The sequence below is a fragment of the Stutzerimonas stutzeri genome (assembly GCF_018138085.1).
Lineage (GTDB): Bacteria > Pseudomonadota > Gammaproteobacteria > Pseudomonadales > Pseudomonadaceae > Stutzerimonas > Stutzerimonas stutzeri_AI.
The window spans coordinates 2,361,181-2,387,620 of the sequence record NZ_CP073105.1 but is presented as its reverse complement, the minus strand read 5'-3'; the positions used below and the strand labels follow the sequence as shown (position 1 = coordinate 2,387,620).

Annotated in this window: 17 protein-coding genes; 7 read left to right on the top strand and 10 right to left on the bottom strand. The window is 62.8% G+C overall.

What is annotated here, in order from left to right; all coding sequences use genetic code 11:
- Nucleotides 1–251 precede the first annotated feature (251 nt).
- The 5 genes from KCX70_RS11035 (at nucleotide 252) to KCX70_RS11015 (ending at nucleotide 8,938) form a co-directional block, all read left to right on the top strand.
- Entirely contained in the window at nucleotides 252–1,169 is a 918-nt protein-coding gene (locus tag KCX70_RS11035; RefSeq protein ID WP_021208170.1) for a LysR family transcriptional regulator, read from the top strand.
- Between the two features lie 668 nt (nucleotides 1,170–1,837).
- Nucleotides 1,838–3,067 carry a multidrug efflux RND transporter periplasmic adaptor subunit MexE gene (gene mexE / locus KCX70_RS11030; RefSeq protein WP_102850655.1) on the top strand — a complete coding sequence of 410 codons (1,230 nt, stop codon included), beginning with the start codon at nucleotides 1,838–1,840 and terminating at the stop codon, nucleotides 3,065–3,067.
- A gap of 100 nt (nucleotides 3,068–3,167) precedes the next feature.
- Nucleotides 3,168–6,338 (top strand): efflux RND transporter permease subunit, encoded by a 3,171-nt coding sequence (locus tag KCX70_RS11025; protein ID WP_212620199.1) that lies wholly within the window; start codon nucleotides 3,168–3,170, stop codon nucleotides 6,336–6,338.
- Nucleotides 6,335–7,738: an efflux transporter outer membrane subunit gene (locus KCX70_RS11020; protein ID WP_212620198.1), complete on the top strand. Its 1,404-nt coding sequence runs from the start codon at nucleotides 6,335–6,337 to the stop codon at nucleotides 7,736–7,738. The genes KCX70_RS11025 and KCX70_RS11020 overlap by 4 nt, the downstream gene beginning before the upstream one ends.
- Nucleotides 7,739–7,942: 204 nt before the next feature.
- Nucleotides 7,943–8,938, top strand: a complete 996-nt coding sequence (locus KCX70_RS11015) for a TRAP transporter substrate-binding protein (protein WP_212620197.1) — start codon at nucleotides 7,943–7,945, stop codon at nucleotides 8,936–8,938.
- Between the two features lie 51 nt (nucleotides 8,939–8,989).
- On the opposite strand, the gene KCX70_RS11010 is transcribed toward KCX70_RS11015, so the two are convergent.
- The 4 genes from KCX70_RS11010 to KCX70_RS10995 form a co-directional block, all read right to left on the bottom strand.
- Complete coding sequence (locus KCX70_RS11010; protein WP_272876420.1) at nucleotides 8,990–10,453, bottom strand: efflux transporter outer membrane subunit; 1,464 nt, start codon at nucleotides 10,451–10,453, stop codon at nucleotides 8,990–8,992.
- Nucleotides 10,450–13,554, bottom strand: coding sequence for an efflux RND transporter permease subunit (locus tag KCX70_RS11005; protein WP_212620196.1), 3,105 nt, complete (start codon nucleotides 13,552–13,554; stop codon nucleotides 10,450–10,452). Before KCX70_RS11005 ends, KCX70_RS11010 begins: the two co-directional genes overlap by 4 nt.
- Before the next feature lie 109 nt (nucleotides 13,555–13,663).
- On the bottom strand, nucleotides 13,664–16,744 hold the full coding sequence (locus tag KCX70_RS11000) for an MdtB/MuxB family multidrug efflux RND transporter permease subunit (protein ID WP_212620195.1): 3,081 nt from the start codon (nucleotides 16,742–16,744) through the stop codon (nucleotides 13,664–13,666).
- Nucleotides 16,741–17,985: an MdtA/MuxA family multidrug efflux RND transporter periplasmic adaptor subunit gene (locus KCX70_RS10995; RefSeq protein ID WP_212620194.1), complete on the bottom strand. Its 1,245-nt coding sequence runs from the start codon at nucleotides 17,983–17,985 to the stop codon at nucleotides 16,741–16,743. Before KCX70_RS10995 ends, KCX70_RS11000 begins: the two co-directional genes overlap by 4 nt.
- A 283-nt stretch (nucleotides 17,986–18,268) precedes the next feature.
- On the opposite strand from KCX70_RS10995, the gene KCX70_RS10990 reads away from it, so the two are divergent.
- A complete protein-coding gene (locus tag KCX70_RS10990) occupies nucleotides 18,269–19,738 on the top strand; it encodes a lipid II flippase MurJ (protein ID WP_212620193.1) in 1,470 nt (489 codons plus the stop codon).
- A gap of 203 nt (nucleotides 19,739–19,941) precedes the next feature.
- Here the strand turns inward: KCX70_RS10990 and KCX70_RS10985 are convergent, their stop codons facing one another.
- The 5 genes from KCX70_RS10985 to KCX70_RS10965 all read right to left on the bottom strand — a co-directional run bounded on the left by KCX70_RS10985 (nucleotide 19,942) and on the right by KCX70_RS10965 (nucleotide 24,304).
- Nucleotides 19,942–20,154 (bottom strand): hypothetical protein, encoded by a 213-nt coding sequence (locus tag KCX70_RS10985; RefSeq protein WP_212620192.1) that lies wholly within the window; start codon nucleotides 20,152–20,154, stop codon nucleotides 19,942–19,944.
- A gap of 215 nt (nucleotides 20,155–20,369) precedes the next feature.
- Nucleotides 20,370–20,693, bottom strand: coding sequence for a DUF3325 domain-containing protein (locus tag KCX70_RS10980; RefSeq protein WP_212620191.1), 324 nt, complete (start codon nucleotides 20,691–20,693; stop codon nucleotides 20,370–20,372).
- A 2-nt stretch (nucleotides 20,694–20,695) separates the two neighbouring features.
- Nucleotides 20,696–22,222 (bottom strand): PepSY-associated TM helix domain-containing protein, encoded by a 1,527-nt coding sequence (locus KCX70_RS10975; protein ID WP_212620190.1) that lies wholly within the window; start codon nucleotides 22,220–22,222, stop codon nucleotides 20,696–20,698.
- Nucleotides 22,219–22,515 (bottom strand): DUF3649 domain-containing protein, encoded by a 297-nt coding sequence (locus KCX70_RS10970; RefSeq protein ID WP_212620189.1) that lies wholly within the window; start codon nucleotides 22,513–22,515, stop codon nucleotides 22,219–22,221. The genes KCX70_RS10975 and KCX70_RS10970 overlap by 4 nt, the downstream gene beginning before the upstream one ends.
- 259 nt (nucleotides 22,516–22,774) lie before the next feature.
- On the bottom strand, nucleotides 22,775–24,304 hold the full coding sequence (locus KCX70_RS10965) for an MFS transporter (protein WP_212620188.1): 1,530 nt from the start codon (nucleotides 24,302–24,304) through the stop codon (nucleotides 22,775–22,777).
- 221 nt (nucleotides 24,305–24,525) lie between these two features.
- On the opposite strand from KCX70_RS10965, the gene KCX70_RS10960 reads away from it, so the two are divergent.
- Entirely contained in the window at nucleotides 24,526–25,086 is a 561-nt protein-coding gene (locus KCX70_RS10960) for a TetR/AcrR family transcriptional regulator (protein ID WP_102845936.1), read from the top strand.
- Between the two features lie 253 nt (nucleotides 25,087–25,339).
- Here the strand turns inward: KCX70_RS10960 and hppD are convergent, their stop codons facing one another.
- Nucleotides 25,340–26,419, bottom strand: coding sequence for a 4-hydroxyphenylpyruvate dioxygenase (gene hppD, locus KCX70_RS10955; RefSeq protein WP_212620187.1), 1,080 nt, complete (start codon nucleotides 26,417–26,419; stop codon nucleotides 25,340–25,342).
- Nucleotides 26,420–26,440: the final 21 nt, after the last annotated feature.

Here is a 26,440-nt window from a genome sequence, read left to right as displayed (position 1 = left end):
CGATTACTACTGTGTTAGTGACTCTATCTGCACCTTCGGCACAACTCCAGCCGAGATTCCCGCATTCCGCTCGATAGTCGCCATGCGTAGGAATGATGATGTGCTGTATGTAAAGCCGCATCACAACCTGCAGGTTTGTGTAATTGCAAAGCGGAAATGTACATGCCGCCGTAGCGCCGATCTGTCTAGAATGCAGCCGCACCCTGAAGTCAGCCGCGCCCTTCGTCTGACCCTCGCTTGAAGTGAAAGGCATGAATCGCAACGACCTTCGCCGTGTGGATCTCAACCTGCTTATCGTCTTCGAAACGCTGATGCACGAGCGCAGCGTGACCCGGGCGGCCGAAAAGCTGTTTCTCGGCCAGCCGGCGATCAGTGCCGCACTGGCACGCCTGCGCACCTTGTTCGACGACCCGCTGTTCGTGCGCACCGGCCGCAGCATGGAACCGACCGCCCGCGCCCAGGAGATCGCCAGCCTGCTCTCCCCCGCGCTGGACTCGATCTCCACCGCGGTCAGCCGTGCCTCGAGCTTCGATCCGGCCACCAGTGAACTGGTGTTCCGTATCGGTTTGACCGACGAAGTCGAATTCGCTCTGTTACCGCAAATGCTTCGGCGCATCCGGGCCGAAGCGCCCGGTGTGGTACTGGTGGTGCGCCGTGCCAACTACCTATTGATGCCAGGCTTGCTCGCCTCCGGAGAAATCTCGGTGGGCGTCTGTTACACCGAGGAACTGCCCGCCAACGCCAAGCGCAAGGTGCTCCGCCGGCCGAAACCGATGCTGCTGCGTGCCGACAGCATTCCCGGGCGCATGACCATGGAAGATTACTGCTCGCGTCCGCATGCCATGGTGTCCTTCGCGGGCGACCTGAACGGCTATATCGACGAAGAGCTGGCGCTACACGGCTGCAAGCGCAAGGTGGTGCTGGCGGTACCGCAGTTCAACGGGCTGGCCAGCCTGCTCGCCGGCACCGACCTGGTCGCAACCCTGCCGGACTACGCCGCATCCGCCCTCGCCGCCAATGGCGGCGTGCGCGCCGAGCCGCTGCCATTCGAGACCAGCCAGGACTTCGAATTGTCCATGGCCTGGCGCGGCGCGCAGGACAACGACCCCGCAGAGCGCTGGCTGCGCTCGCGTATCCAGATGTTCGTCGGCGACCCGGATAGTCTCTGACAGTCGCGGCTCCTGGATCTCACGCGCCATGAGTCGGCGCCCTGGAGTCCATTCGCGGTCAAGACCGCTCCCACGGTAGCCGCAACTGTAATCGTGCACTTCCAGCTTTTTGTAGGAGCGACCTTGGTCGCGAATGGGTGCTGCACGGTGCACTTTGGTCGGTGGAGTCGAAGTCCATTCGCGTTCGAGACCGCTCCCACGAGTTAGCCGCAGCCTTAATCCTGCACTTTCAGCTTTTCGTGGGAGCGACCTTGGTCGCGAATGAGTGCTGCACGGTGCTCGTTGGTAGATGGTGGTGGGCGGAGTCTTTTCGCGGTCGAGACCGCTCCCACGGGCCAGCCGCAGCTTGTAATCCTGCACTTTCAGCTTTTCGTGGGAGCGACCTTGGTCGCGAATGAATGTTGCGCGGTGCTCGTTGGTAGATGGCGGTGAGCGGAGTCTTTTCGCGGTCGAGACCGCTCCCACGAGTTAGCGCAACCTGTAATCCTGCACTTCCAGTTTTTTGTGGGAGCGACCCTGGTCGCGAAGCTTTACCCTCGCCTGCGCTGATGCTTTATGCGCGCCCATCACCGGCAATGATATTCACCTTCGGCTCGTTCGATTTCTGCATCGCGGGACCACCCTTCACACTCCCGCCATCGATAAAAACTCGAGTTGCGGAGTCAAGCATGGAACGTTCACTCAAAGCCTTGCGTTACCCACTGGTCGCGGTTGCCGCTGCCCTCGTTGGCGCGTGCGGGCAAGCGCCAGAAGCCACCGAAGCGGCAATGCCCGCGCCTCAGGTCAGCGTCGCTGAAGTCATCGAGCAGCAGGTCACCGAATGGGACGAGCTCACCGGGCGCTTGGAGGCTCCGGAGTCGGTGGAGGTCCGTCCCCGGGTGTCGGGCTACATCGACAAGGTCGCCTTTCATGAAGGCGCACTGGTCAAGAAAGGCGATCTGTTGTTCCAGATCGACCCCCGCCCATTCGAAGCGCAGGTAAAGCGCTTGCAAGCCGAGCTGCAACAAGCGCGCGCTGCCGAGCGCCGCACCTCCCGGGAGGCCGAACGTGGTGAACGGCTACGGGCCAAGAATGCCATTTCTGCCGAGCTCGCCGACGCCCGTATCAGCGCCGCCAGCGAAGCGAAGTCCGCGGTCGCGGCCATCCAGGCGCAGCTGGATGCGGCCAAGCTGGACCTCAGCTTCACCCGCGTGACCGCACCCATCGATGGCCGCGTCGGACGCGCGCTGATCACCGCCGGCAACCTGGTCAATGCAGGCGAAGCCCTGCTCACCACGCTGGTGTCCACTGACAAGGTCTATGCCTACTTCGAGGCGGACGAGCGCACCTATCTCAAGTACCGCGAGCTGGCCCGCGATGGTGAACGTGGTGAAGCGACGCCCGTCTACCTCGGCCTTTCCAGCGAAGACGGTCATCCGCACCTCGGGCACATGGACTTCATCGACAACCAGGTCGATCCACGTACCGGCACCATTCGCGGCCGCGCCGTATTCGACAACCGTGACGGCAGCTTCACGCCGGGGCTCTACGCGCGACTGAAGCTGGTCGGCAGCGCCACCTACGAGGCGGTACTGATCAAGGACGTCGCGGTGGGAACCGATCTCGGCAAGAAGTTCGTGTTGGTGTTGGGCGATGACGGCAAGGTCAGTTACCGCTCCGTCGAGCTGGGGCCCAAGCTCGAAGGCCTGCGCATCGTGCGTAACGGCCTCGATCAAGGTGAAACCATTGTCGTCAACGGCCTGCAGCGCGTTCGCCCAGGCGCAACAGTCGCGCCGCAAAACGTGCCGATGGCCGACGCCGACACCCTGGCCGCGTTGCGTGAACAGAACCGTGCGATCACGGCGGCATTCAAGACCGAGGTCGTCGAGCACAACGTGGCGCGCCGCCCGAGCAGCTGACGCCTGCGCAGCCCCGCAACGTCCGTGCGCCTCGGCGCACCTCTAGAACAACCGATTCCGTCAGGGCGCGTCATGCGCGTCCTCTCCCCCGGAGTGCGTCATGAATTTTTCCCAGTTCTTCATTCAGCGGCCAATTTTTGCCGCGGTGCTGTCGCTGATCATCCTGATCGGCGGCGCCATCTCGCTGTTTCAACTGCCGATCAGCGAATACCCCGAAGTCGTCCCGCCCACCGTGGTGGTGCGTGCCAACTTCCCCGGCGCCAACCCCAAGGTGATCGGTGAGACGGTCGCCTCGCCCTTGGAGCAAGCCATCACCGGTGTCGAAGGCATGCTTTACATGTCGTCCCAGGCGACCGCCGACGGCAAGCTGACCCTGACCATCACCTTCGCCCTCGGCACGGAGCTGGACAATGCCCAGGTCCAGGTGCAGAACCGCGTGACCCGCACCATGCCGACCCTCCCCACCGAGGTGCAGCGCCTCGGTGTGACGGTGGACAAGGCCTCGCCGGACCTCACCATGGTCGTGCACCTGACCTCGCCGGATGAGCGCTACGACATGCTCTATCTGTCCAACTACGCGGCGCTCAACGTCAAGGATGAGCTGGCGCGGCTGGACGGTATCGGTGATGTGCAGCTGTTCGGCATGGGCAACTATTCGCTGCGTGTCTGGCTCGACCCGAACAAGGTCGCCTCGCGCAACCTCACCGCTTCCGACGTGGTCAACGCCATCCGCGAGCAGAACCGCCAGGTCGCCGCCGGCTCGTTGGGCGCGCCGCCCGCGCCCGGAGCGACGGACTTCCAACTTTCGATCAATACCCAGGGCCGTTTGGTTACCGAGGAAGAGTTCGAGAACATCATCATTCGCGCCGGCGAAGACGGCTCTATCACTCGCTTGCGCGACATCGCCCGCGTCGAACTGGGGTCCAGCCAATACGCCTTGCGCTCGCTGCTGAACAACCAGCCCGCAGTGGCCATTCCGGTATTCCAGCGTCCGGGCTCCAACGCCATCGCGATTTCCGACGCGGTGCGCGCACGCATGGCTGAATTGAAGAAGGATTTCCCGGAAGGCGTGGACTACGAAATCGTCTACGACCCCACCATCTTCGTGCGCGGCTCCATCGAGGCGGTGGTGCACACCCTGCTCGAAGCCCTGGTGCTGGTGGTGCTGGTGGTCATCCTGTTCCTGCAGACCTGGCGCGCCTCGATCATCCCGCTGGCGGCCGTGCCGGTGTCGCTGATCGGCACCTTCGCCGTGATGCACATGCTCGGCTTCTCGCTCAATGCGCTGTCGCTGTTCGGGCTGGTGCTGGCGATCGGCATCGTGGTCGACGATGCCATCGTCGTGGTGGAAAACGTCGAGCGCAACATCGGTCTCGGCAAGACACCGGTCGAAGCGACCAAGCAGGCCATGAAGGAAGTCACCGGGCCGATCATCGCCACGGCACTCGTGCTCTGCGCGGTGTTCATCCCCACCGCGTTCATCTCCGGTCTCACGGGCCAGTTTTACCAGCAGTTCGCATTGACCATTGCTATCTCCACGGTGATCTCGGCATTCAACTCGCTGACCCTGTCGCCGGCATTGGCCGCGGTCCTGCTGCGCAGCCATGACGCACCCAAGGACGGCTTTTCGCGTCTGCTGGACAAGCTGTTCGGCGGCTGGCTGTTCGGTCCGTTCAACCGGGTTTTCGAGCGTGCCAGTCACGGCTACGTCGGCGCAGTAAGGCGCATCCTGCGTGGCAGCGGCATTGCATTGGTGGTCTACGTCGGGCTGGTCGCCCTCGGTTACATGGGCTTTGCCAACACCCCGACCGGATTCGTGCCGCCGCAGGACAAGCAGTACCTGGTGGCTTTTGCCCAACTGCCCGACGCCGCCACCCTGGACCGCACCGAGGACGTGATCAAAAAGATGTCGGAAATCGCCGGCAAGCATCCTGGCGTGGCGAATACCGTGGCCTTCCCTGGTCTGTCGATCAATGGCTTCACCAACAGCCCGAACAGCGGCATCGTCTTTGTCACCCTGAAGGACTTCGACGAGCGCCAGGGCGCGAACATGTCGGCCGGGGCCATTGCGGGCAACCTGAACGGGCAGTTCGCGGGCATCCAGGAAGCGTACCTCGCGATCTTCCCGCCGCCTCCCGTGCAAGGGTTGGGGACCATCGGTGGCTTCCGCGTCCAGGTGCAGGACCGTGGCAACCTCGGCTACGAGGAGCTCTACAAACAGGTGCAGAACGTGCTCGCCAAGAGCGCCGACTATCCGGAGCTCGCCGGGCTGTTCACCAGCTACCAGGTCAACGTGCCGCAGGTGGACGCTGACATCGACCGGGAGAAGGCCAAGACCCATGGCGTGGCGATCGATGAGATCTTCGACACCATGCAGGTCTACCTCGGCTCGCTGTATGCCAACGACTTCAACCGCTTCGGCCGTACCTATCAGGTCAACGTGCAGGCCGAGCAGAAGTTTCGCCTTTCACCGGAGCAGATCGGCCAGCTGAAGGTGCGCAACAACCGGGGCGAGATGGTGCCGCTGTCGACCTTCGTCAAGGTCAGCGACAGCGCCGGTCCCGATCGGGTGATGCACTACAACGGCTTTCTGACTGCTGAAATCAACGGCGCCGCGGCACCGGGCTACAGCTCCGGCCAGGCGGAAGCCGCGATGGAGCGCCTGCTGAAGGCCGAGCTGCCCAACGGCATGAGCTACGAATGGACCGAGCTGACGTATCAGCAGATCCTCGCCGGGAACACGGCCGTGTTCGTCTTCCCGCTCTGCGTGCTGCTGGCATTCCTGGTGCTGGCCGCGCAGTACGAGAGCTGGAGCCTGCCGCTGGCGGTGATCCTGATCGTGCCGATGACGCTGCTTTCGGCGATTACCGGGGTGATTCTCTCCGGTGGCGACAACAACGTGTTCACCCAGATCGGCCTGATCGTACTGGTCGGCCTGGCGTGCAAGAACGCGATCCTGATCGTCGAGTTCGCCAAGGACAAACAGGAGGAAGGCATGACTCGCCTGGCCGCCGTGCTGGAGGCCTGCCGGTTGCGGTTGCGGCCGATCCTGATGACCAGCTTCGCCTTCATCATGGGCGTAGTGCCGCTGGTGCTGTCCTCCGGCGCAGGCGCCGAGATGCGCCATGCCATGGGTGTCGCGGTGTTCAGCGGGATGCTCGGCGTGACCTTCTTCGGTCTGCTGCTGACCCCGGTGTTCTACCTGGTGATTCGCGCGTTCGTCGAAAAGCGAGAGGAGAAAAAGGCTGTGCTCAAGGAGGCCCATGCATGAAGGCTGTCATTACTGCTCCGTTGTTGCTTGCCGCGATCATCACGTTGAGCGCCTGCGCCGTCGGCCCGGATTACCGAGCGCCGGAAACGGCGCCAGCGAAGATCGAGCGGGCCACCGCCGAGGGCTTCGACCGCTCGCGCTTCGAGTCGGCCTGGTGGCGCCAGTTCGACGACTCGACACTCGATGCGCTGGTCGGCGAGGCCTTGTCGGAAAACCGCGAGTTGCGCATCGCCTTCGCCAGGCTGCGTGCAGCACGGTCGATCCGCGACGACGCGGCCAACGACCGTTTTCCGACCGTGACTGCCGGTGCCACGGCCGAGTACGGCAAGGCGCAGCAGCCAGGCTTCAGCGACGAGCGCAGCAGCACCGAGCGCTACGATCTGGGCCTGGACATGGCTTGGGAGCTGGATCTGTTCGGTCGTATTCAACGCCGAATCGAGTCCAGCGAGGCACAGAGCGAGGCCGCTGAAGCCGAGCTCTATCAGCTGCAGGTCAGCCTGATCGCCGAACTGGTGGATGCCTACGGCCAACTGCGTGGCGCGCAGCTGCGTGAACGTATCGCCCGGGAGAACCTCGACAATCAGCGCGAGTCGCACCAACTGACGGTACAGCTGCGCGACGCCGGCATGGGCAGCGAGCTGGACGTGTTGCGTGCCGATGCCCGCCTGGCTTCCACCGAAGCCAGTCTGCCGCAGCTGCAGGCGACACAGACCCGTGCGCGCAATCGCATCGCTACCCTCCTTGGCCAGCGTCCGGATCAGCTCAGCGTCGATCTTTCGCCTCGCGAGTTGCCGGCGATAGCCAAGGCATTGCCGATTGGTGATCCCGGTGAACTGCTGCGTCGCCGCCCGGACATTCGTGCCGCCGAACGGCAGCTGGCGGCCGCCACCGCCAATGTCGGGGTGGCGACGGCGGACCTGTTCCCTCGGGTCAGCCTGTCGGGCTTCCTCGGCTTCATCGCCGGCCGGGGCTCGCAGATCGGTTCGAGCGCTGCACAGGCTTGGGGCGTAGCGCCGAGCATCAGCTGGGCGGCGTTCGATATGGGCAGCGTCCGGGCCCGACTGCGCGGTGCCGAAGCGGATGCCGATGGCGCGCTGGCCAGCTACGAACAACAGGTATTGTTGGCGCTGGAAGAGTCGGAGAACGCCTTCAGCGATTACGCCCGCGCCCAGGAACGGCTGCTTTCACTGTTGCGTCAGTCCGAAGCCAGTCGCGCCGCCGCACAGCAGGCGCAAATTCGCTACCGGGAAGGAACCGTGGATTTTCTGGTGCTGCTGGATGCCGAGCGGGAACGCCTCGCCGCTGAAGATGCCCAGGCCGTGGCCGAGGTCGATCTCTACCGCGGCATCGTTTCGGTGTACAAGGCGCTTGGCGGCGGTTGGCAGCTGGCCAGCCGCTAACGTGAGGAGTACGGCGTCGCCGCGCCACGCGGTGACGCCTCGCAAGGGGGCAAAATGTGATGTATGCCCGTTCTTTTCCACCCGATCATGAAATTTGCGAGACAAGGCTTTAGGTGGTTCGGCTTATTTGGCATAACGTCCCGTTGCAGCTCTAAGCGGTCCATAACGGGCCAATGCCAACCACCAAAAATAAAGAGCCTCTCAATGTTCAAGCCGATCATCACCTTTGTCGGTCTGCTGCTGGCGCTGACGGCCACTGCCGTCGAGGCCGAGCCGATCGTCATCAAGTTCTCCCACGTCGTCGCCGAAGACACGCCCAAGGGCAAGGGCGCCCTATTGTTCAAGCGCCTGGTGGAGGAGCGTCTGCCTGGCCAGGTAACCGTCGAGGTCTATCCCAACTCCACCCTGTTCGGCGACAACAACGAGCTTGACGCGCTGAACAACAACGAAGTGCAATTGCTCGCACCTTCGTTGGCCAAGTTCGAGAAATACACCAAGCAGGTACAGGTCTTCGATCTGCCCTTCCTGTTCGACGACCTGGAGGCCGTCAATCGCTTTCAGAAACGGGCCAAGGGCCGCCAGTTGCTGCGTTCGATGGAGCAGGAAAATATCACCGGGCTGGCCTATTGGCACAACGGTATGAAGCAGCTGTCAGCCACCAAGCCGTTGCGCATGCCAAGCGATGCGGCCGGTCTGGCCTTCCGCATCCAACCCTCCGGCGTGCTGGAATCGCAATTCGCCCAGTTGGGCGCCTCGACCAAGAAGATCCCGTTCGGCGAAGCCTTCGGGGCGCTGCAGAACGGTACGGTGCAGGGCGCCGAAAACCCCTGGTCGAACATCTACAGCAAGAAGATGCATACCGTTCAGCCCTATATCACCGAAACCAATCACGGCGTACTCGACTACATGCTGGTCAGCAACACGCGCTTCTGGTTCGGGATCCCGCACCGCATTCGCACCGAGCTAGAGGGCATCATCGAGGAAGTCACCTACGAGGTGAACCGCGCCGCCGAGGAAGCCAACCAGGCCGATCGCGAGCGCATCCGCAAGGCGGGTACCTCGGAGATCATCGAGCTCACGCCCGAGCAGCGCGAAGCCTGGCGGGAGGCCATGCGGCCGGTGTGGAAAGAGTTCGAGCCGATCATCGGTGCCGACATCATCAAGGCGGCACAGACGGTGAATCGCAAGCAGCGTCACTGAGCGAGCGCAGCAAAAAAAACCAGGCCTCGGCCTGGTTTTTTTTCGCCCCGCTTATTGCGGAGCCGGCTCGGTATCCAGCTGCTGGACGTTCCAGCCTCCACCCAGTGCGGCGATCAGCTGGACGCTGGCGGTCAGCCGATCGCCCAGCAACGTCAGGTTGGTGCGCTCATTGTTCAACGCAGTGGTTTGCACCGTCACCACGCTGAGGAAGTCGACCGTCCCGGCGCGATACTGGTTTTCGATCAGCCGTAGCGACTCCTGCGCCGCCTCCAGCGCTTCGCGTTGTACAACGGCTTTTTCAGCCAGTACACGCAGTTGCACCAGGTTGTCCTCAACTTCGCGGAAACTGTCGAGCACCGTCTGCCGATAGGTGGCCACGGTCTGGTCATAGCTGGCCTCAGCTGCTTCGAGGTCGGCACGGCGGCCACCGAAATCCAGCAGCGTCACCGCCAGTTGCGGGCCCAGCGACCAGAAGCGATTGGGCAAACTGATCAGGTTGCTGAAACTGCTGTTTCGATAACCACCGCTGGCGCTCAAGGTCAGATCCGGATACCAGGCGGCTTCGGCCACACCAATCTGCGCGTTGGCGGCCATCACCTGACGCTCGGCCGAGGCGATATCCGGGCGCCGTTCCAGCAGCTGCGACGGTAACGCCAGGGGCACGTCGGGCAAGCGTGGAATATCGCTACGCTCGGCGATGTTCAGTTCCGAGGGCGGCACACCGATCAGCACGGCAATGGCATGCTCCATCTGCGCGCGCTGCCAGCGCAGGTCGATGGCCTGCGCCTGGGTGCTTTTCAGTTGCGCCCGTGCCTGGCTGACGTCCGACTTCGGCACGATCCCGGCCTGATACTGGTTGTCGGTCAACCGCAGCGAGCGGGCATACGCCGCGACCGTCTGATCGAGCAACCGCTGTTGTTCATCCATAACGCGCAGCTGCAGGTAGGTCTGCACCAGCTCGGACTGCAGGCTCAAGCGAACCGCGGCCAGGTCCGCCGCGCTCGCCTGCATGTTGGCGCGGTTGGCTTCCAGATTGCGCCGCAACCGCCCCCATATATCCAGCTCCCAAGAGGCATCGAGCCCCAGGCTGTAACTTTCACTGACTCCGCTGATGCCGGTGCCGCTCTGCGTCGTCGAACTGGCCGAACCGCCTTGGCCGGCACGGGTTGCACCCGCGCTGCCCCCCAGCGTGGGAAACAGCTGCGAGCGCGCCCCGCGAACCAACGCACGCGCCTGTCGATACTGCGCCTCGGCCGCGGCCAGATTCTGGTTGGAGACGTTCAGCCGCGCGACCAGCGCATTCAGCTCGGCATCGCCATAAAGCATCCACCAGTCGCCGCGCTGCAACACATCGGCCGGTGTCGCGGCCTTCCAACCTTCGGCCTGCTTGTATTCATTGGGGACAGGCAGTTCCGGGCGCTGATAGTCGGGACCGAGGGTGCAGGCGCCTAGCGAAAACGCCATTACCAGCAGGGCCAGCGGGCGCACGGAATACTTCAAACACAGCGAACTCATAACGGATTTTCCAATGCAGCGTCGGTACGCACACCGCGCCAACGGTTGAAACGATGACGCGCCCGGTCCAGGTACAGGTAGACCACGGGCGTCGTGTAAAGCGTGAGCATCTGGCTGAGCAGCAAACCGCCGATGATGGTCAGACCGAGCGGTTGACGCATCTCGGCACCCTCGGCGCCTCCCAACAGCAGGGGCAGCGCGCCGAGAATGGCCGCCATGGTGGTCATCAGTATCGGACGGAAACGCAGCAGGCAGGCCCGGCGGATCGACTCGGCCGGGGAAAGGCCATCGTTACGTTCGAACTGCAAAGCCAGATCGATCATCAGAATCGCGTTCTTTTTCACCACGCCGATCAGCAGGAACAATCCAAGCAGCGAAATGAGGCTGAACTCCTCTTGCATCAGGATGATTGCCAATAGCGCGCCCACGCCGGCCGAAGGCAGCGTGGACAAGATCGTCAGCGGGTGGATGTAACTTTCGTAGAGAACGCCGAGCACGATATACACCAGCAGCAAGGCCCCCAGGATCATCAAGGGCTGGCTTTCCTGGGTGGACTTGAAGACGTCTCCGGTACCACCCAGGCGCCCCTGGACTTCGCTCGGCATACCGATGGCGGCAACCGCTCGTTCGATCGCCCGTGTCGCCTGATCGAGGCTGACACCGGGAGCCAGATCGAAATCGATACTCTCGGCGGCGAACTGCCCGTCGTGGCTGACACGGTCCTCCTCCAGGCTGCGTTCGTAGCGGGCGAAGGCGGCCAGCGGCACACGCCGACCATCGTTGGTAATCACCTGAATCTGCTCCAGCACCTCGGGATGCTGGGCGTAACGTGGGTCGATCTCCATCACCACCTGATACTGGTTGAGCGATTCGTAGATGGTGGAAATCTGCCGCTGGCTGAAGGCGTTGTTGAGCAAGGTGGTGACCGTGCTCATGTCGATACCGAGCCGCTTGGCTGCGTCGCGATCGATCTTCAGGCTGATCTGTTGCGCGCCCTCGCCTTCATTGGCATCGATGCTGGTGAGCTCTGGCAACGCCTTCAGCGCTCGAGTGACCTGCGGCACCCAGGTGCGCAGATCGTCCAGGTCGCTGGCCAGCAGGCTGTAGGAATAGGCCGAACTGCTCTGCCGCCCGCCACCGAACTGCAGATCCTGATCGGCCATGAGGAACATGCGCCCGCCGGGCACCTTTGGCTGGTTCTTGCGAATCCGTTCGATCACCTTCTGCGCGGAAATCTTGCGTTCATCCAACGGCTTGAGCCGGACGATCATGAACGCGTTGTTGATGCCGCCCTGCCCGCCAATGAAACCCGCCACGCTCTCCACACCCGGGTCAGCCAGCACCGCCTTGCGGAAGGTCTCCATCTTCGGCTGCATGACCTGGAACGACAACCCGTCGTCGCCGCGGATAAAGCCGATCAACTGGCCGGTATCCTGCTGCGGAAGGAAGGTTTTCGGAACCTGGATATACAGGAAAACGTTGAGCCCGATGGTCGCCAGCAAGGTGAAAAGCGTGATGCGGTGATGACGTAACGCCCAGCCAAGGGAGCGGTTGTAATGCCGCAACAGCCATTGGTGAGCGTCGTGGCTCCAACGATGCAGGCGGCCCTCGTGCTCGGGCTGGTGGGGCTTGAGCCAGCGGGCGCAAAGCATGGGAGTCAGCGTCAGCGAGACCAGCAGCGAGACCAGGATGGCGGCTGCCAAGGTGATTGAGAACTCACGGAACAGCCGCTCGACGAGCCCGCCCATGAAGAGGATCGAGACGAATACCACCACCAGCGAGAGGTTCATTGACAACAGCGTGAAGCCCACTTCGCGCGTGCCGATGTAGGCCGCACGCATCGGCGGGACGCCTTCGTCGATATGGCGTGCGATGTTTTCCAGCACCACGATGGCATCGTCCACCACCAGGCCCGCGGCCAGGATCAGGGCCATCAGCGACAGTACGTTGAGCGAGAAGCCGAACAGGTACATCACGGCGAAGGTGCCGACCAGCGATACCGGCACCGCCAGTGCCGGTATCAGCGCGGTGCGCACCCGCCCGAGGAACAGAAACACCAGCACGATGACCAGGCCCACCGCGATCAGCAAGGTCCGCTCGGCCTCGTGCAGCGTTGCGCGGATGACCGGCGAGCGGTCCATCGCCACCGCCATGTTGACGCTGCCGGGCACGATCGCCCGCAGCGCCGGCAGCTCGTTGCGTATGCCCTCGATGGTTTCGATGATGTTGGCGCCCGCCTGGCGATTGATCACCAACAGTACGGCACGGTCATTGTTGAAGAAGCCATCGTTGTAACGATCCTCGACGCCATCGCGGACCTTGGCCACGTCGCTCAGACGCAATGCCGCACCGTCCTGATAGCGGATGATCAGCGGCAGATAGTCGGCCGCTTCGTGCAGCTGGTCGTTGGCCTGTACCTGCCAGTGGCGGTCATCGTCTTCGACCATGCCTTTGGGACGACGCACGTTGGCCGAGGCGATGGTCTGACGCACTTCGTCGAGGGACACGCCGTACTGTTCCAGCTGCTGCGGCTGCAGCTCGACGCGCACCGCCGGCAGCGAACTGCCGCCGACCTGCACCTCGCCGACACCCGGCACCTGGGAAAGCTTCTGCGCCAGGATGGTCGACCCGATGTCGTAGAGCTGCCCCTTGTTCAGCACCTCGGAGGTCAGCGACAAGACCATGATCGGTGCCTGGGCCGGATTGATCTTGCGATAGGTCGGCATGCTGCGCATACCGCTTGGCAGCAGGTTGCGCGAGGCATTGATCGCCGCCTGCACGTCCCTCGCGGCACCGTTGATATCGCGCTCGAGATCGAACTGGATGACGATCCGTGTCGAACCCTGACTGCTGCGACTGCTCATCTGGCTGACGCCGGCAATGCTGCCCAGCGAGCGCTCCAGCGGCGTCGCCACGCTGGACGCCATGATTTCCGGACTCGCCCCCGGCAGGCTGGCCTGCACCGTGATCACCGGGAAATCCATGTTCGGCAGCGGCGATACCGGCAACAAGCCAAAGCTGACCCCACCCAGTAGCAGGATCGCCAGGCTCAGCAGCATGGTCGCGACCGGGCGCGCGATGAAAGGTGCGGAGAGGTTCATGGCTGGAAAGCCGCTGGAGGCTGAAGGCTGAGGGCAGGACGATGACATCCACGACGGCGGGCTCCGGCTGTTCGTTCAGCCTCCAGCCTCGAGCGCCTTTTCGAAGCGGTCATGCGCTCGTCTCCTGGCCGGTCGCGTCTTTACGAGCGAAGCGGTTGCCCAACCGATCGAAGAACAAATAGATCACCGGCGTGGTGAACAGCGTCAGTAACTGGCTGACCAGCAGCCCTCCGACCAACACCAGCCCCAGCGGCTGGCGCAGCTCGGCACCCGAGCCGGTCGCCAGCATCAGCGGGACCGCGCCGAAGAGTGCGGCCAGGGTCGTCATCAGAATCGGACGGAAGCGCAGCAATGCCGCCCGGTAGATCGCATCACGCGGGCTCATGCCCTGATGGCGCTCGGCCTCGAGGGCGAAGTCGATCATCATGATCGCGTTCTTCTTGACGATGCCGATCAGCAGAATGATGCCGATGATGGCGATCAGCCCCAGATCGTTACCGGTCAGCAATAGCGCGAGCAAGGCGCCGACCGCCGCCGAAGGCAGCGTCGACAGAATGGTGATCGGGTGGATGTAACTCTCGTAGAGCACGCCGAGCACGATGTACATGGTCACCACAGCGGCCAGAATCAGCAGCAGGGTGCTCGACAGCGACGCGCGAAATGCCTCGGCGGCGCCCTGGAAACGGCTCTGGATGCCGGCCGGCAAGCCGATCTCGGCTTCGACTCCTTCGATCACTTCCACCGCTTTACCCAGCGACACACCGTCGGCCAGGTTGAACGACAGCGTCACGGCCGGGAACTGGCCGATGTGATTGATCAGCAATGGCGCGCTGCGTTGCTCCAGCGTTGCCAGGCTCGACAGCCGCACCGGGGTGCCGCCCTCGCTCTGTACGAACAGCTGTTCCAGCGCCTGCGGGCCGATACGGTTGCCCGCTTCCGCCTCCAGCACCACGCGGTACTGGCTGGCCTGGGTGAAGATGGTAGAGATCTGGCGCTGACCAAAGGCGTCATAGAGCGCATCGGTGATGGCAGAGATCCCGATACCCAATCGCGCCGCGGCATCGCGGTCGATATCCAGATAAATCTGCAGGCCATCGCTTTGCAGGTCGCTGGCAACATCGGTCAATTCAGGGCGCTCGCGCAGAGCCGCCACCAGTCGTGGCGTCCATTCCTGTAGCAGCTCGCCATCCGGGGATTCGAGGCTGAACTGGAACTGCGTGCGACTGACCCGATCCTCGATCGACAGGTCCTGCACCGGTTGCATGTACAGCTCGATACCCGGCAATTTCGCCAGTTCCGGCCGCAACCGGTCGATGACCTGGGTCGCGGTGACGTCACGCTCGGCGTGGGGCTTGAGGTTGATCAGCAAGCGGCCGCTGTTGAGGGTCACGTTGTCGCCATCGACACCGATATAGGACGACAGACTGGCCACCGCCGGATCAGCGAGAATCACACGGGACAGCGATTGCTGCCGTTCGCTCATCGCCCGGAACGAGATCGCCTGAGGCGCTTCACTGATGCCCTGGATCACCCCGGTGTCCTGCACCGGGAAGAAACCTTTCGGCACGGCCAGGTACAGCACCACCGTCAGTCCCAGGGTCACCACGGCGACCAGCAGGGTCAGCATCTGGTGTCCCAACACCCAGGTCAGCCAGCGCGCATAACCGCCAATGAGGCGCTCGACCCAGTCCGGCTGGGATTTTTCCGTGGTGGCGGGCTTGAGCAACTTGGCGCACATCATCGGCGTCAGCGTCAGCGACACCACCAGCGAGATCAGGATGGCGACGGCCAAGGTAATCGCGAACTCGCGGAACAGACGCCCCACCACGTCCTGCATGAACAGTAGCGGAATCAGCACGGCGATCAGCGACAACGTCAGCGAGATCAGCGTGAAGCCGATCTGCTTGGCGCCCTTGAGCGCCGCCTGCAGCGGCGTCTCGCCCTCCTCCACGTGACGGGCGATGTTTTCCAGCATGACGATGGCATCGTCGACCACGAAACCGGTGGCAATGGTCAAGGCCATCAGCGTCAGGTTGTTCAGCGAAAAGCCGGCCAGATGCATCACCGCGAAGGTGCCGATAAGCGACAACGGCACCGCAATGGAGGGGATGATCGTCGCCGACAGGCGCTTGAGAAATACGAAAGTGACCATCACGACGAGAAAGGTGGCCATCAGCAGTTCGTGCTGCACGTCGGTGATGGCGGCGCGGATGGTCTGCGTGCGATCGGTGAGCACCACCACATCGAGACCGGTCGGCATGCTGGCGGTGACCTCGGGCAGTAGCGCCTTGATGCGCTCGACTACCTCGATCACGTTGGCGCCCGGCTGACGCTGGATGTTCAGTAGCACGGCCTGGCTTTGATTGGCCCAGGCGGCGAGGCGCTCGTTCTCGGCGCCATCGATGATGTGGGCGACATCCTTCAGGCGCAATGTCGCCCCATCCTCATAAGCCAGTATTAGATTGGCGTATTCCTCCGGCGTTTTCAGCTGATCGTTGGCGTCGAGCATCGACACGCGCGTCGGGCCGTCGAAATTGCCTTTGGGCTGGTTGACGTTGGAGCTGGTCACCAAGGTGCGCACATCGGCGAGCGACAAGCCGTAGGACGCGAGCGCCTCCGGGTTGACTCGAATGCGTACCGCGGGACGCTGGCCACCGGCGATGCTGACCATGCCCACGCCGCTGATCTGCGCCAGTTTCTGCGCCATGCGCGTATCGACCAGATCGTGGAGTTGCGGCAGCGCCAGGCTTTCCGAAGTGATCGCCAGCGTCATCACCGGCGTGTCCGCTGGGTTGACCTTGTTGTACACCGGCGGCGCCGGCAGGTCGTTCGGCAGCAGATTGCTGCCGGCGTTGATGGCCGCCTGAACTTCCTGTTCGGCCACGTCCAGCTCGACCTCGAGCGAGAAACGCAGGGTGATCACCGAGGCGCCGCCGGAGCTGGTCGAGGACATCTGGGTCAGCCCGGGCATCTGCCCGAACTGGCGCTCCAGCGGCGCGGTCACGGCACTGGTCATCACCTCAGGGCTGGCCCCCGGATACAGCGTCATGACCCGGATGGTCGCGTAATCCACCTGCGGCAACGCCGAAACCGGCAGCATGCGATAGGCGATCAGGCCAGCCAGCAGGATCGCGATCATCGTCAGGGTGGTCGCCACCGGCCGAAGAATGAACAGCCGCGACATGTTCATCGCGCCGGACGCTCCTTGGCGCTCTGGGTATCGACCTTCGGATTCGCTGCCGCTTCCTCGGCAAGTGTCTGGCGATCCACCACTTCGACTTCGCTGCCGTCACGCAGGCGATCGGTGCCTTCCATGACGATCCGTTCGCCGACGCTCAGGCCTTTGGTGATGACCGTCTTGTCGCCATTGCTCGGGCCCACTTCGAGCACCCGCAGCTGGACCTTCGAATCCTCGCCGACGACGTACGCATAGTTGCCGCGCGAGCCGAACTGCAGTGCCGCCGAGGGAATCAGAATCGCGTTGTCCAGGGTTTCGACGCGCAGGCGAATGTTGACGAACTGGTTGGGTATCAGCAGCTCTGCCTCGTTGTCGAAGCGGGCCTTCATTTTCAGCGTACCGGTGGTGGTGTCGATCAGGTTGTCGACGCTTTCTAGCACACCTTCACCGAAAAGCACCCGCTCGCCACGGTCCCAGGCCTGCACCGCCAGCTCGTCGCCGCGACGAAAACGCGAGATGACCGGCGGCAGGTCGCTTTCCGGCAGGGTAAAGGCGATTGCCATGGGCTGAGTCTGGGTAATGACCACCAGAGGTGTAGTGTCGTTGGCCGCGACCAGATTGCCCTGATCCAGCTGACGCAGACCGACGCGGCCATCGATGGGCGCGCGAATCTGGGTGAATTGCAGGTTCAGCTTGGCTTCGTTGACCGCGGCCTGATTCGCGGCGAGCGTCCCCTGATACTGGTTGACCAGCGCCTGCTGCGTGTCGAGGGTCTGCTTGGCAATGCTGTCATCGGCAAACAATCCCCGGTAACGCTTGAGATCGACCTGCGCGTTCTCCAGCAATGCGCGGTTCTGCTTGAGCGTACCTTCTGCTTGCTGCAGCGCCACTTCATAGGGGCGCGGGTCGATCACGGCGAGCAAGTCGCCGGCTTGCACACGCTGGCCTTCCTCGAAGCGTACGACGACCAACTCTCCAGCTACGCGGCTGCGCACGTTTACCGTGTTGAGCGGCGTAACGGTACCCAGCGCCTTGGCATACACCTCGAATCGACCCTGCTCGACCACGGCGACCCGCACCGGCGTCGGGCCACCGAACGCACCGAAAGCCGGACGCCCGCCAGGCTGTTGCTGCGGCTTCTCGGCGGCGGTTGGCCACAGCCACCAGAGCAACAGCACGATCGCGATGATCACACCGCCGATGATCAGCCAGCGCCACACGGAGCCGGCAGAAGAAGTGTTTGCCTCGGACATGAACGGGTTCGCCTGAAAATGAGCGTGAACCATAAGCAGTCACGCTCCGCTCGCAAAGAGGATTTACGGCATTTTTACGTATCCGGAATTGTCCTGGTCAAAACGGGTCGAGGAACCCGCGATCAAGGGCTCAGGAACCATGCTTGAGCCTTTCAGTCTATGTATCGTTCCGCGGGTCGCTGACGACCGTGAGCCGCCGGAACTGCCCCGTCGAGCCATCGCATCTGGCCGACATGCCGCTAGTTACCAGGTCACCCGATAATGGCCTGCACAGGATCAAGGAATGAACGCATCACTGGTTATCCTGGCGCTGACTGTCGCCAGCTTTCTCCTCGGTTTCCTACGCGACCTGTTCATCGCCAAGGCCTTCGGCCTGAGCTGGGAAGCGGACCTTATTTTCGTCGCCCTGATCCTGCCGATGTTCTTCGAGAATTTCCTGGGCCTTGCCCTGCGCGATGCGATGATCCCGTACCTGCAAAAGTTGCGCAGCCAATCCGAAGCCCTGTTCGAGGCCGTCAGCCGCTGGCTCTACTGGCGAGTGATGCTCATGGGGGTGGCGGTTAGCGCCATCGCCGTCGTCGGCAGCTACTCGATTCTCAACCTGCTGGCGCCCGGCTGGACCGACGCTCAGGTCGCCTCCGGCCAGGTCGTGTTCTGCGTCGGTGCAGCGCTTATCGCGGTTCAGGCTGTGCTGTATTGCCAGGGTGCGCTGCTCAACATGGATGAGGTCTTCATCCTGCCGATGACGCGCACCGTGCTGCTAAACGCCGGGGCGATAGTCGGGATCCTGTTGTTCCAACCCACCGGCATGGTGATCTTCATCGGCATGCTGCTGCCCCAACTGGCATTGATTCTGGTGCAGCACCGGCGCATCGCCTATCTGCGCGGCGGCGCCAAGGCCGTCGAGACGACGGGGCACGCGGGCGGCTTCGGCCTCGCGTTCGCGCCGGTCCTGCTGGCCGCCGGGGCGCAGCAAGGCTGCATTCTTGCCGAACGCATGTTCGCCTCCTTCCTCGATGAAGGCAGCATCACCATGCTGTCCTTTGCGTTTCGCATCGTCACCATTCCGCTCACGCTCTACGCGCTGTCCGTGCTTTCGGTGCTGTTCCCACGCTTCGTGTCCAGCTGGAGCGACAACGACCTCACAGAGCATGCGAGCGTGATCCGCAAAGGCCTGCTGGCGACCCTGCTGTTCCTGGTCCCGGCGGCAGTGGTGCTCTGCTCGTTTCCACAAACGGTGGTATCGGTACTGCTGGAGCGCGGTCAATTCGGCGCACCGCAAACCGACGCCACGGCCTCGCTGGTGATCCTATATGCCCTGGGTCTTCCTGCAATGGGGCTGGCGCTGCTTTGGGGGCGCGCCCTCCTCGCTCAGCATCAGTCACGCTTGTTTCTGGTGATTACGCTGATCAGCTCCGCGCTGACCATCGGCCTCGACGCGCTGCTCTACGGGCCATACGGCGCCGAAGGCTTGGCGTTTGCCTTCTCCTGCGGGGCAACGGTCCAGGCGTTGTTCATGGGACTGTATGTCTACCGCGCGTCACCCACCGGGCTTGCTCCGGGCGTCCTGGCGCGCTGGATCGCCACCGCAGCGGCTATTGCCACTGCCCTGCATTGGTTGCCTGCGCCGCACGGGCTGCTCCAGTTGTGTCTGTATATCGCGCTGGTGCTCTGTGCTTTTGCGGCAGGTGTGCTGCTGCTCGGCGAGCGGGACCTGTTCAGACCGACCTACTGGTCGATGAAAAAGGCCTGATCACTGGCGGCCGCTTTGCTCGAGAATAGCTGCTTCCAGTATCAGAGCGTGCCGCGCGGGTGGATGGGACAGGCGCGCGGCTAGCGCATCCCATTCGACAACGAGAGATGGAGGGCTAATTGCTCAACGCCGCTGCCTCAGGCGCTCTCGTTAGGACGGCTTTCAGCCAAGGTCGCGGAGCGACGGTAGCCTTTGCTGGCCCGCTACTGCTCCTGTTCGCCACTTCGCCTGGCTGGCGGTACCGGTGTCTCGGACGAGGGCACATTGGTGTTTCGATCAGACGAGCGACCGGTGTTGCCGGGCTCGGGCTGAACGTCCGGGTTATCGGTAATGAAGTCGGGAGTATGCGCAGGGTTCTGCTGCTGCCCCGGTACGGGTTGCTGATCGTGTGGCCGATCGAGCGGATCGATACTCATCACTCACCTCCGCAGCGTTAAAAGACCGCTGGAGGTTAGAGCCGTCCGAGCCTGATTGGTGCGAACCGCATATCGCACCATGCTTCGCCCATTCCCCGCCGCGCACTCGCCAGGTACAACGCACCTCGGTAACGCATCAGGACAACGGGATCTGTCGCTACGACAGACGAGCCGGTGTGCAAACGGCCAAGCGCGGCCACTGCACACCGAAACCCTCAGAAGACGGTCAGCAACGCGCCCCCGAGCGTCAGCAGCGGTGCCAACGGTACCGCCCAGCGCGCCTGCCAGGCTTGCAGCAACGCCAGCAGCACACCGGCCAGCATCGTCAGGCATAACCAGACCACCGTGCCGATCTCGGCGCCCTGGCTACCGATGCACAACCACCCGGCGAAACCGAAACAGCCGATTGCCAGCAAGCGCATGACTGGCGTGGTGGGCAATTGCAGGTCGCCACGCAGCAGCGCCGCACGATGGCGATTCATAGTCAGACATAGCAGCAGCATGCCCAGATAGCTCAGGGCGAAAGCCAGTAACGACATGCTCATATCTCTTGAGTCTGGGGGAGTCGACGATTGACGGTGAGACCTTCCCATGCGCCTCGCAGACGCCAGGCACACAGGGCGCAGACCAGACCGACGGCTGTCAGAAAGAGATCTACCGAGGCCAATGCCCAGTCGCCTCGCGCCACGCTGGCCGCCAGATGACCGTCGGACGTCAGCCCGTTGAGCAGCGGCAATCCCAACGCGAGCACCGCACCGAGCAACAGCTGGCCGCGCAACAGGCGCCGGCTTTGCTCGCGCCGCAGTACCGCCCACAACGCGATCAACAGCCAGGCAACGACAAACACCCAGCCTTCGGCCACCGCACGTTCCGGAACGGTCGCAGGGATCAGTCGATTGCCCCACAGAAGCGCCAGGCTGGCCAACGGCAGGCCGGCGAACACCGCGGCGTTCAGCGCGCGCACCCAGACCAGACGCCGCTCGCTCCGCTGCTCGCGCTTGGCCAGCCAGACTTGCAGCCCGCCAACCAGCATGGCGCAACCGCACAGGCCCATCAGCAGATACAACAGGCGCACCAGCGTGCCGCCGAATTGCCCCATATGCAGCCCAGCCAGCCAGAGGTAGGCACGGTAGCCCGTGGAAGCGTCCTGGCGATTGAGCAGCTCACCGCTGGCGGCGTCATAGGTCAGCGTGTCCTGTGGCGAGCCTATGCGTGAGCCGTCCCGGCGTCGGATATCCACGACCGCCGAAGCGTCATCCGGGTGGTGCACGCTGATCCAACCGACATCGCTTGTGCCCCACTGGCGTTGTGATTCGAGAATCAGCCCATCGAGAGACACGGGAGTCGCTGGCGGCAGGTTCACCTCCTCCCGCTCAAAGCTACCCATCACCTCACTGAAGTACTGCATGACGTTGTTGGAATAGCTCACCTGAACCGCGGCCGGCATGTAGGACGCGACGAAGATGGCCACGCCCGTATAGGCCAGGACCAGGTGAAACGGAAAGCCCACGACACCGAACAGGTTGTGCGCGTCGAGCCAGGCACGTTGCCCGTTGGCCTTGGGCCGGAGGGTAAAGAAGTCCTTGAAGATTCGCCGGTGGATAATCACGCCGGACACCAGCGCAACCAGCATGAACATTCCGGCCAGGCCGACGATATACATGCCGATGTCACCGGCGTGCAGGTTGTAGTGCAGCTTGAAGAAGAACTCACCGCCGACCGTTTCCGGCATCGGCACAGCCCGTGCGCTACGGGGATCGAAACTGACGTTATGGAAGGTGTCAGCTCCATCCACTTCCCAGCCCAGCCGCCAGTAGGGCTCCCGTTCGGTAGGGCCGTGCATCCAGAACGCATGAAGCTTTTCATGGACGTTCTGCTGCACCCAGCCTCGCACGTCATCCGCACTGATATGCGATGCAACATCCTGGTGCAACGCTGGGCGCATCCAGCGTGTCAGCTCCTTGTCGAAGCAGGCCAGGGTGCCCGCGAAGATGATCACGAAGAGCAACCAACTGGGCAGCAACCCGCCCCAGGTGTGCAACCCCGCCATGCTTTGGCGCAGCGTCATGGCCGTGTCCTCAATTCGCCGGAAAGAAAGGCGGCGAGACACAGCACCGCGGTCAGGCCGATCAGCGAAAGCCAGACACGCAAGGTGCTGCGTGCCGCGAATACATACACAGCAACCGCAATCCAGACGGCGAAGCTGCCCAGGCTGGAGAACACCACCCGATCAGGACGTGCCAGAGGCAGATAGACGGCGAGAAAGGCGGTCACGGCGTACGCCACGGCATAACCGCCGAGCCCCGCTGCCAGCACGCGCGAAAGGACGCGCCAGCGGTTCACGGATGGGTTTTGATTCAACTTTGCAGCTCCCTTGGCTTCGGCCAGACATGGGCTCAAAAGCTGTATCTCCCCGTCGCGACTACGGCAGGACACATTCACCCTTGACCTGGCGAAGCACTATAAAAATGATAGTAATTCGTATTATTAGACGTATCCTGTTGCTAACTTGTCAACGTTCCAAGATCAGCGCGCCCTTGGAGTGATCAAGGCATGACTGGTCGTCGCTAGCGCCATGGGCGATAACGATTCGAAGCACGTCATGCTGGCGAAACCGCGATCAGCCGTCCGCCTCGATGGCTGGATCATCGGAACGGACCGAGCGTTGGTCTCGCAACGAAACGCAGAGGACTATCGCCAACGCGGCCAGCATTGCCGCCGCCGTGCTCAGTACCCCGGTATGCGCGAGCGAGAACGCCGCGCGCCCGGACTCGAGCAACGCGTTGCTCTGCTGCCCCGGCAAACCGGAGGCCACTATCATGGTTTCGCCGATGGAAAGCCGAGCCTGAGCGGCGATCGCCGGCGCGAGGTTCTCAGGCGTCGCCAGCGCCTTGGCATACGCGGTTGCGAGCAGCACGCCGAATCCAGTGATGCCGAGTCCGGATCCCAGATCGTAGGCCGTCGCCTCCAGCGAACCGGCCGAGCCGGCCTTTTCCGGGGTAATGGCGGACATGATTGCGATGGACGAGGCCGTAAGCCCTACGGAGAGCGCCAGACCGAGCGTTGCAAGCAGACAGATCACAACAGCGCCCGCCGCATGGAAGTCGCTCACCGCCAGACCGCCTAGACTCGCCGCGGACGCAGCAAGCGATGCCGTCGCCAGCCAGCGCAGCCCCACGCGGCCCGCAATCCAGCCGGCTATAGGTCCGCCCACGGCAGCGGCTGCCATTAGCGGCAAGAGAAACAAGCCAGCCTCGAGCGGCGTTTTGCCGATCACGAATTGCATTTCCTGGGCGATCGTCAGCTCGACCCCGGCCAGGGCACCGGACGCGACCAGGGCCATGGCGAGCCCGGCCCGTACCTGGCCTCGCTTGAACAGCGAAAGGTCCAGCATCGGATGCGGCGAGCGAAGCTGAAAACGGCCGAATATGGACAACAGGCCAATCCCGACACCCAGCAGCGCGCCGGCGATCAGAGCGGATTGATCCGGTTTGAACAGCGACTTGGTCGCGAAGACCGAGAGCATCAGCCCGGCGATCAGCACCAGCGCTTGCCCGATAGGCCAAGGTGCATGGGAGTCCGAGCCCTCATTCGGGACCAGTGCATACACCAACGGCGTGACCGCCAGCATGATCGGTACGTTGATCAGAAATACCGACCCCCACCAGAAATGCTCCAGCAGCAGCCCGCCCACCAGCGGCCCCACAGCCGCTCCGGCCGCCGCGACGGTACCCCAGAGGCCCAGCGCAATACCCCTCTCGCGCTCATCGTCGAACGTTCGACGAACCACGGCAAGAATGGCCGGCATCATCATCGCCGAGCCCAGAGCAAGCGCTGCGCGTGCGGCGATGAGCACGGCCGCCGTCGAAGAGAAGGCTGCCCCGATCGAGGCCAGCGAGAAGATTGTCATGCCCAGCAGCAAGGTTCGCTGTGTACCGATTCGATCGGTCAGAAACCCCATGGGGACCAGCAGCCCGGCCATGATCAGCGGATAGATGTCGACGATCCACAAGACCTCCGTTCCCGAAGCGCGCAGATCAAGCGTCAGCGTTGGAATGGCGATGTGCAGGATCGTCACATCGATCATGAGCGGGGTGAAGGCCAGCAGAACGGCAGCGAGCAACAGCCAGCGGTTGATTAGTGGGTTCATGTCTACCTCGTCTGCCTGAGCCACATCGAGCTTGAGCCGCGAATCGTTCGTGCTCCCGGCCCCTGTGGCCGCGATGCACCGGACACGGATGATCCGACAAAGAACCTTATGAGTCAACTTTGTCTCATATTGGAAATAATTAACTTCAACCGGCTATTGAGTTGTCATTTGAGCCTTTATCTGGACAATACCGTGAGCTTTAATGATGGGAGTCACAACTGATGACGCAGCCCCTTCCCGACGATCGCCTGCTCAAGGCGTTGGCCGTCGCATTCGTAGACCGCCCGCGAGCGACGCTGAAGGAGCTCGCGGAAGCGGCCGGTATCAGCAAAGCGACGTTGCACCGGCTTTGCGGCACCCGTGACAATCTCGTCGAAATGCTGATGGCGCATGGCCTGACCGTGTTGAACCAGGTCATCCAGCGTACCGATCTCGACAATGCAGAGCCGCTCACGGCGCTGAAACGACTCATTCAGGAACACCTGGCACACCGAGAACTGCTCATGTTCCTGATGTTCCAGTACCGCCCTGATTCGCTCGATCCGGCTAACGAGGGGGCGAAATGGATTCCGTACGACAGCGCATTGGATGCCTTCTTCTTAAGAGGTCAACGCGCCGGTCTTTTTCGCATCGAGGTGGGCGCACCGGTGCTTACCGAGCTGTTTCTTTCCCTGATTTACGGCATCGTCGATGCCGAACGCCGTGGCCGCGCGGCGAGCGCCAGTTCGGCCGGCATCATCGAGCAGTTTTTTTTGCAAGGTGCGGGCGTGCGCGGCAACTGAGCGCGCCAAGCCCAAGCGAGAGGGTCAACGGGATTGCGATAAAGGAATGCCAAGCCAGCTACTCGCATCGGAGCGGCTGTCGGTCTGCGTGGTGCACGGCGTCATGCCGACACGGTGCAAGGCTCGGCACCGCCTGAAAGCCGACTGCCCAGGTGCTACCGGATTCCACCGGTTTCAGCGCACGCCGCTGACGCATGCGCCAATCGAACACGAAGGACGGCAGCCGGGGGTGACCTGGCTGCCGTCCGCGCTATCAGTCAGCCGTGCTCAAGACCCCGCGCTTGATCTGGTCGCGCTCGATGGATTCGAACAAGGCCTTGAAGTTGCCCTCGCCGAAGCCGCTGTCGCCCTTGCGCTGGATGAACTCGAAGAACACCGGACCGAGCAAGGTACCCGAGAAGATCTGCAGCAGCAGGCGCTGCTCGCCATTCTCCGATGCGCCGTCGAGCAGAATGCCACGCGACTTCAAGTCCTCGACGGGCTCGCCATGATTGGGCAGGCGGCCTTCGAGCATCTCGTAGTAGGTTTCCGGCGGTGCGGTCATGAATACCGTGCCGCTGGCCTTGAGCTTGTCCCAGGTCTCGATCAGGTTGTCGGTCAGGAAGGCGACGTGCTGGATGCCCTCGCCATTGAACTGCATCAGGAACTCTTCGATCTGCCCTGCCCCCTTGCTGGACTCCTCGTTCAGCGGGATGCGGATTATACCGTCCGGTGCGGTCATGGCCTTGGAGGTCAGGCCGGTGTATTCGCCCTTGATGTCGAAGTAGCGGATCTCGCGGAAGTTGAACAGCTTCTCGTAGAAGTCGGCCCAGTAGGCCATGCGCCCGCGATACACGTTGTGGGTCAGGTGATCGATGATCTTCAGGCCGGCGCCGACCGGATGGCGATCGACGCCGTCCAGGAAGACGAAGTCGATATCGTATATCGAGCTGCCCTCACCGAAACGGTCGATCAGATACAGCGGCGCGCCACCGATGCCTTTGATGGCCGGCAAACGCAGCTCCATCGGACCGGTGGGCATGTCGACAGCCTGCGCTCCCAATTCCAGCGCTTTGGCATACGCCTGATGCGCATCCTTCACACGGAAGGCCATGCCGCACACCGACGGGCCATGCTCGGCAGCGAAATAGGCCGCGTGGCTCTTAGGCTCACGGTTGACGACGGCGTTGATTTCGCCCTGGCGATACAGCGCCACGTCCTTGGAGCGATGGTTCGCAACATGGGAAAAACCCATGCTCTCCAGTACAGGTTCAATGACGTTCGGGGTGGGCGAGGCAAATTCGATGAACTCGAAGCCCATGAGGCCCATGGGGTTTTCAAACAGGTCGGCCATGATTGGCTCCTTTGACTGGCT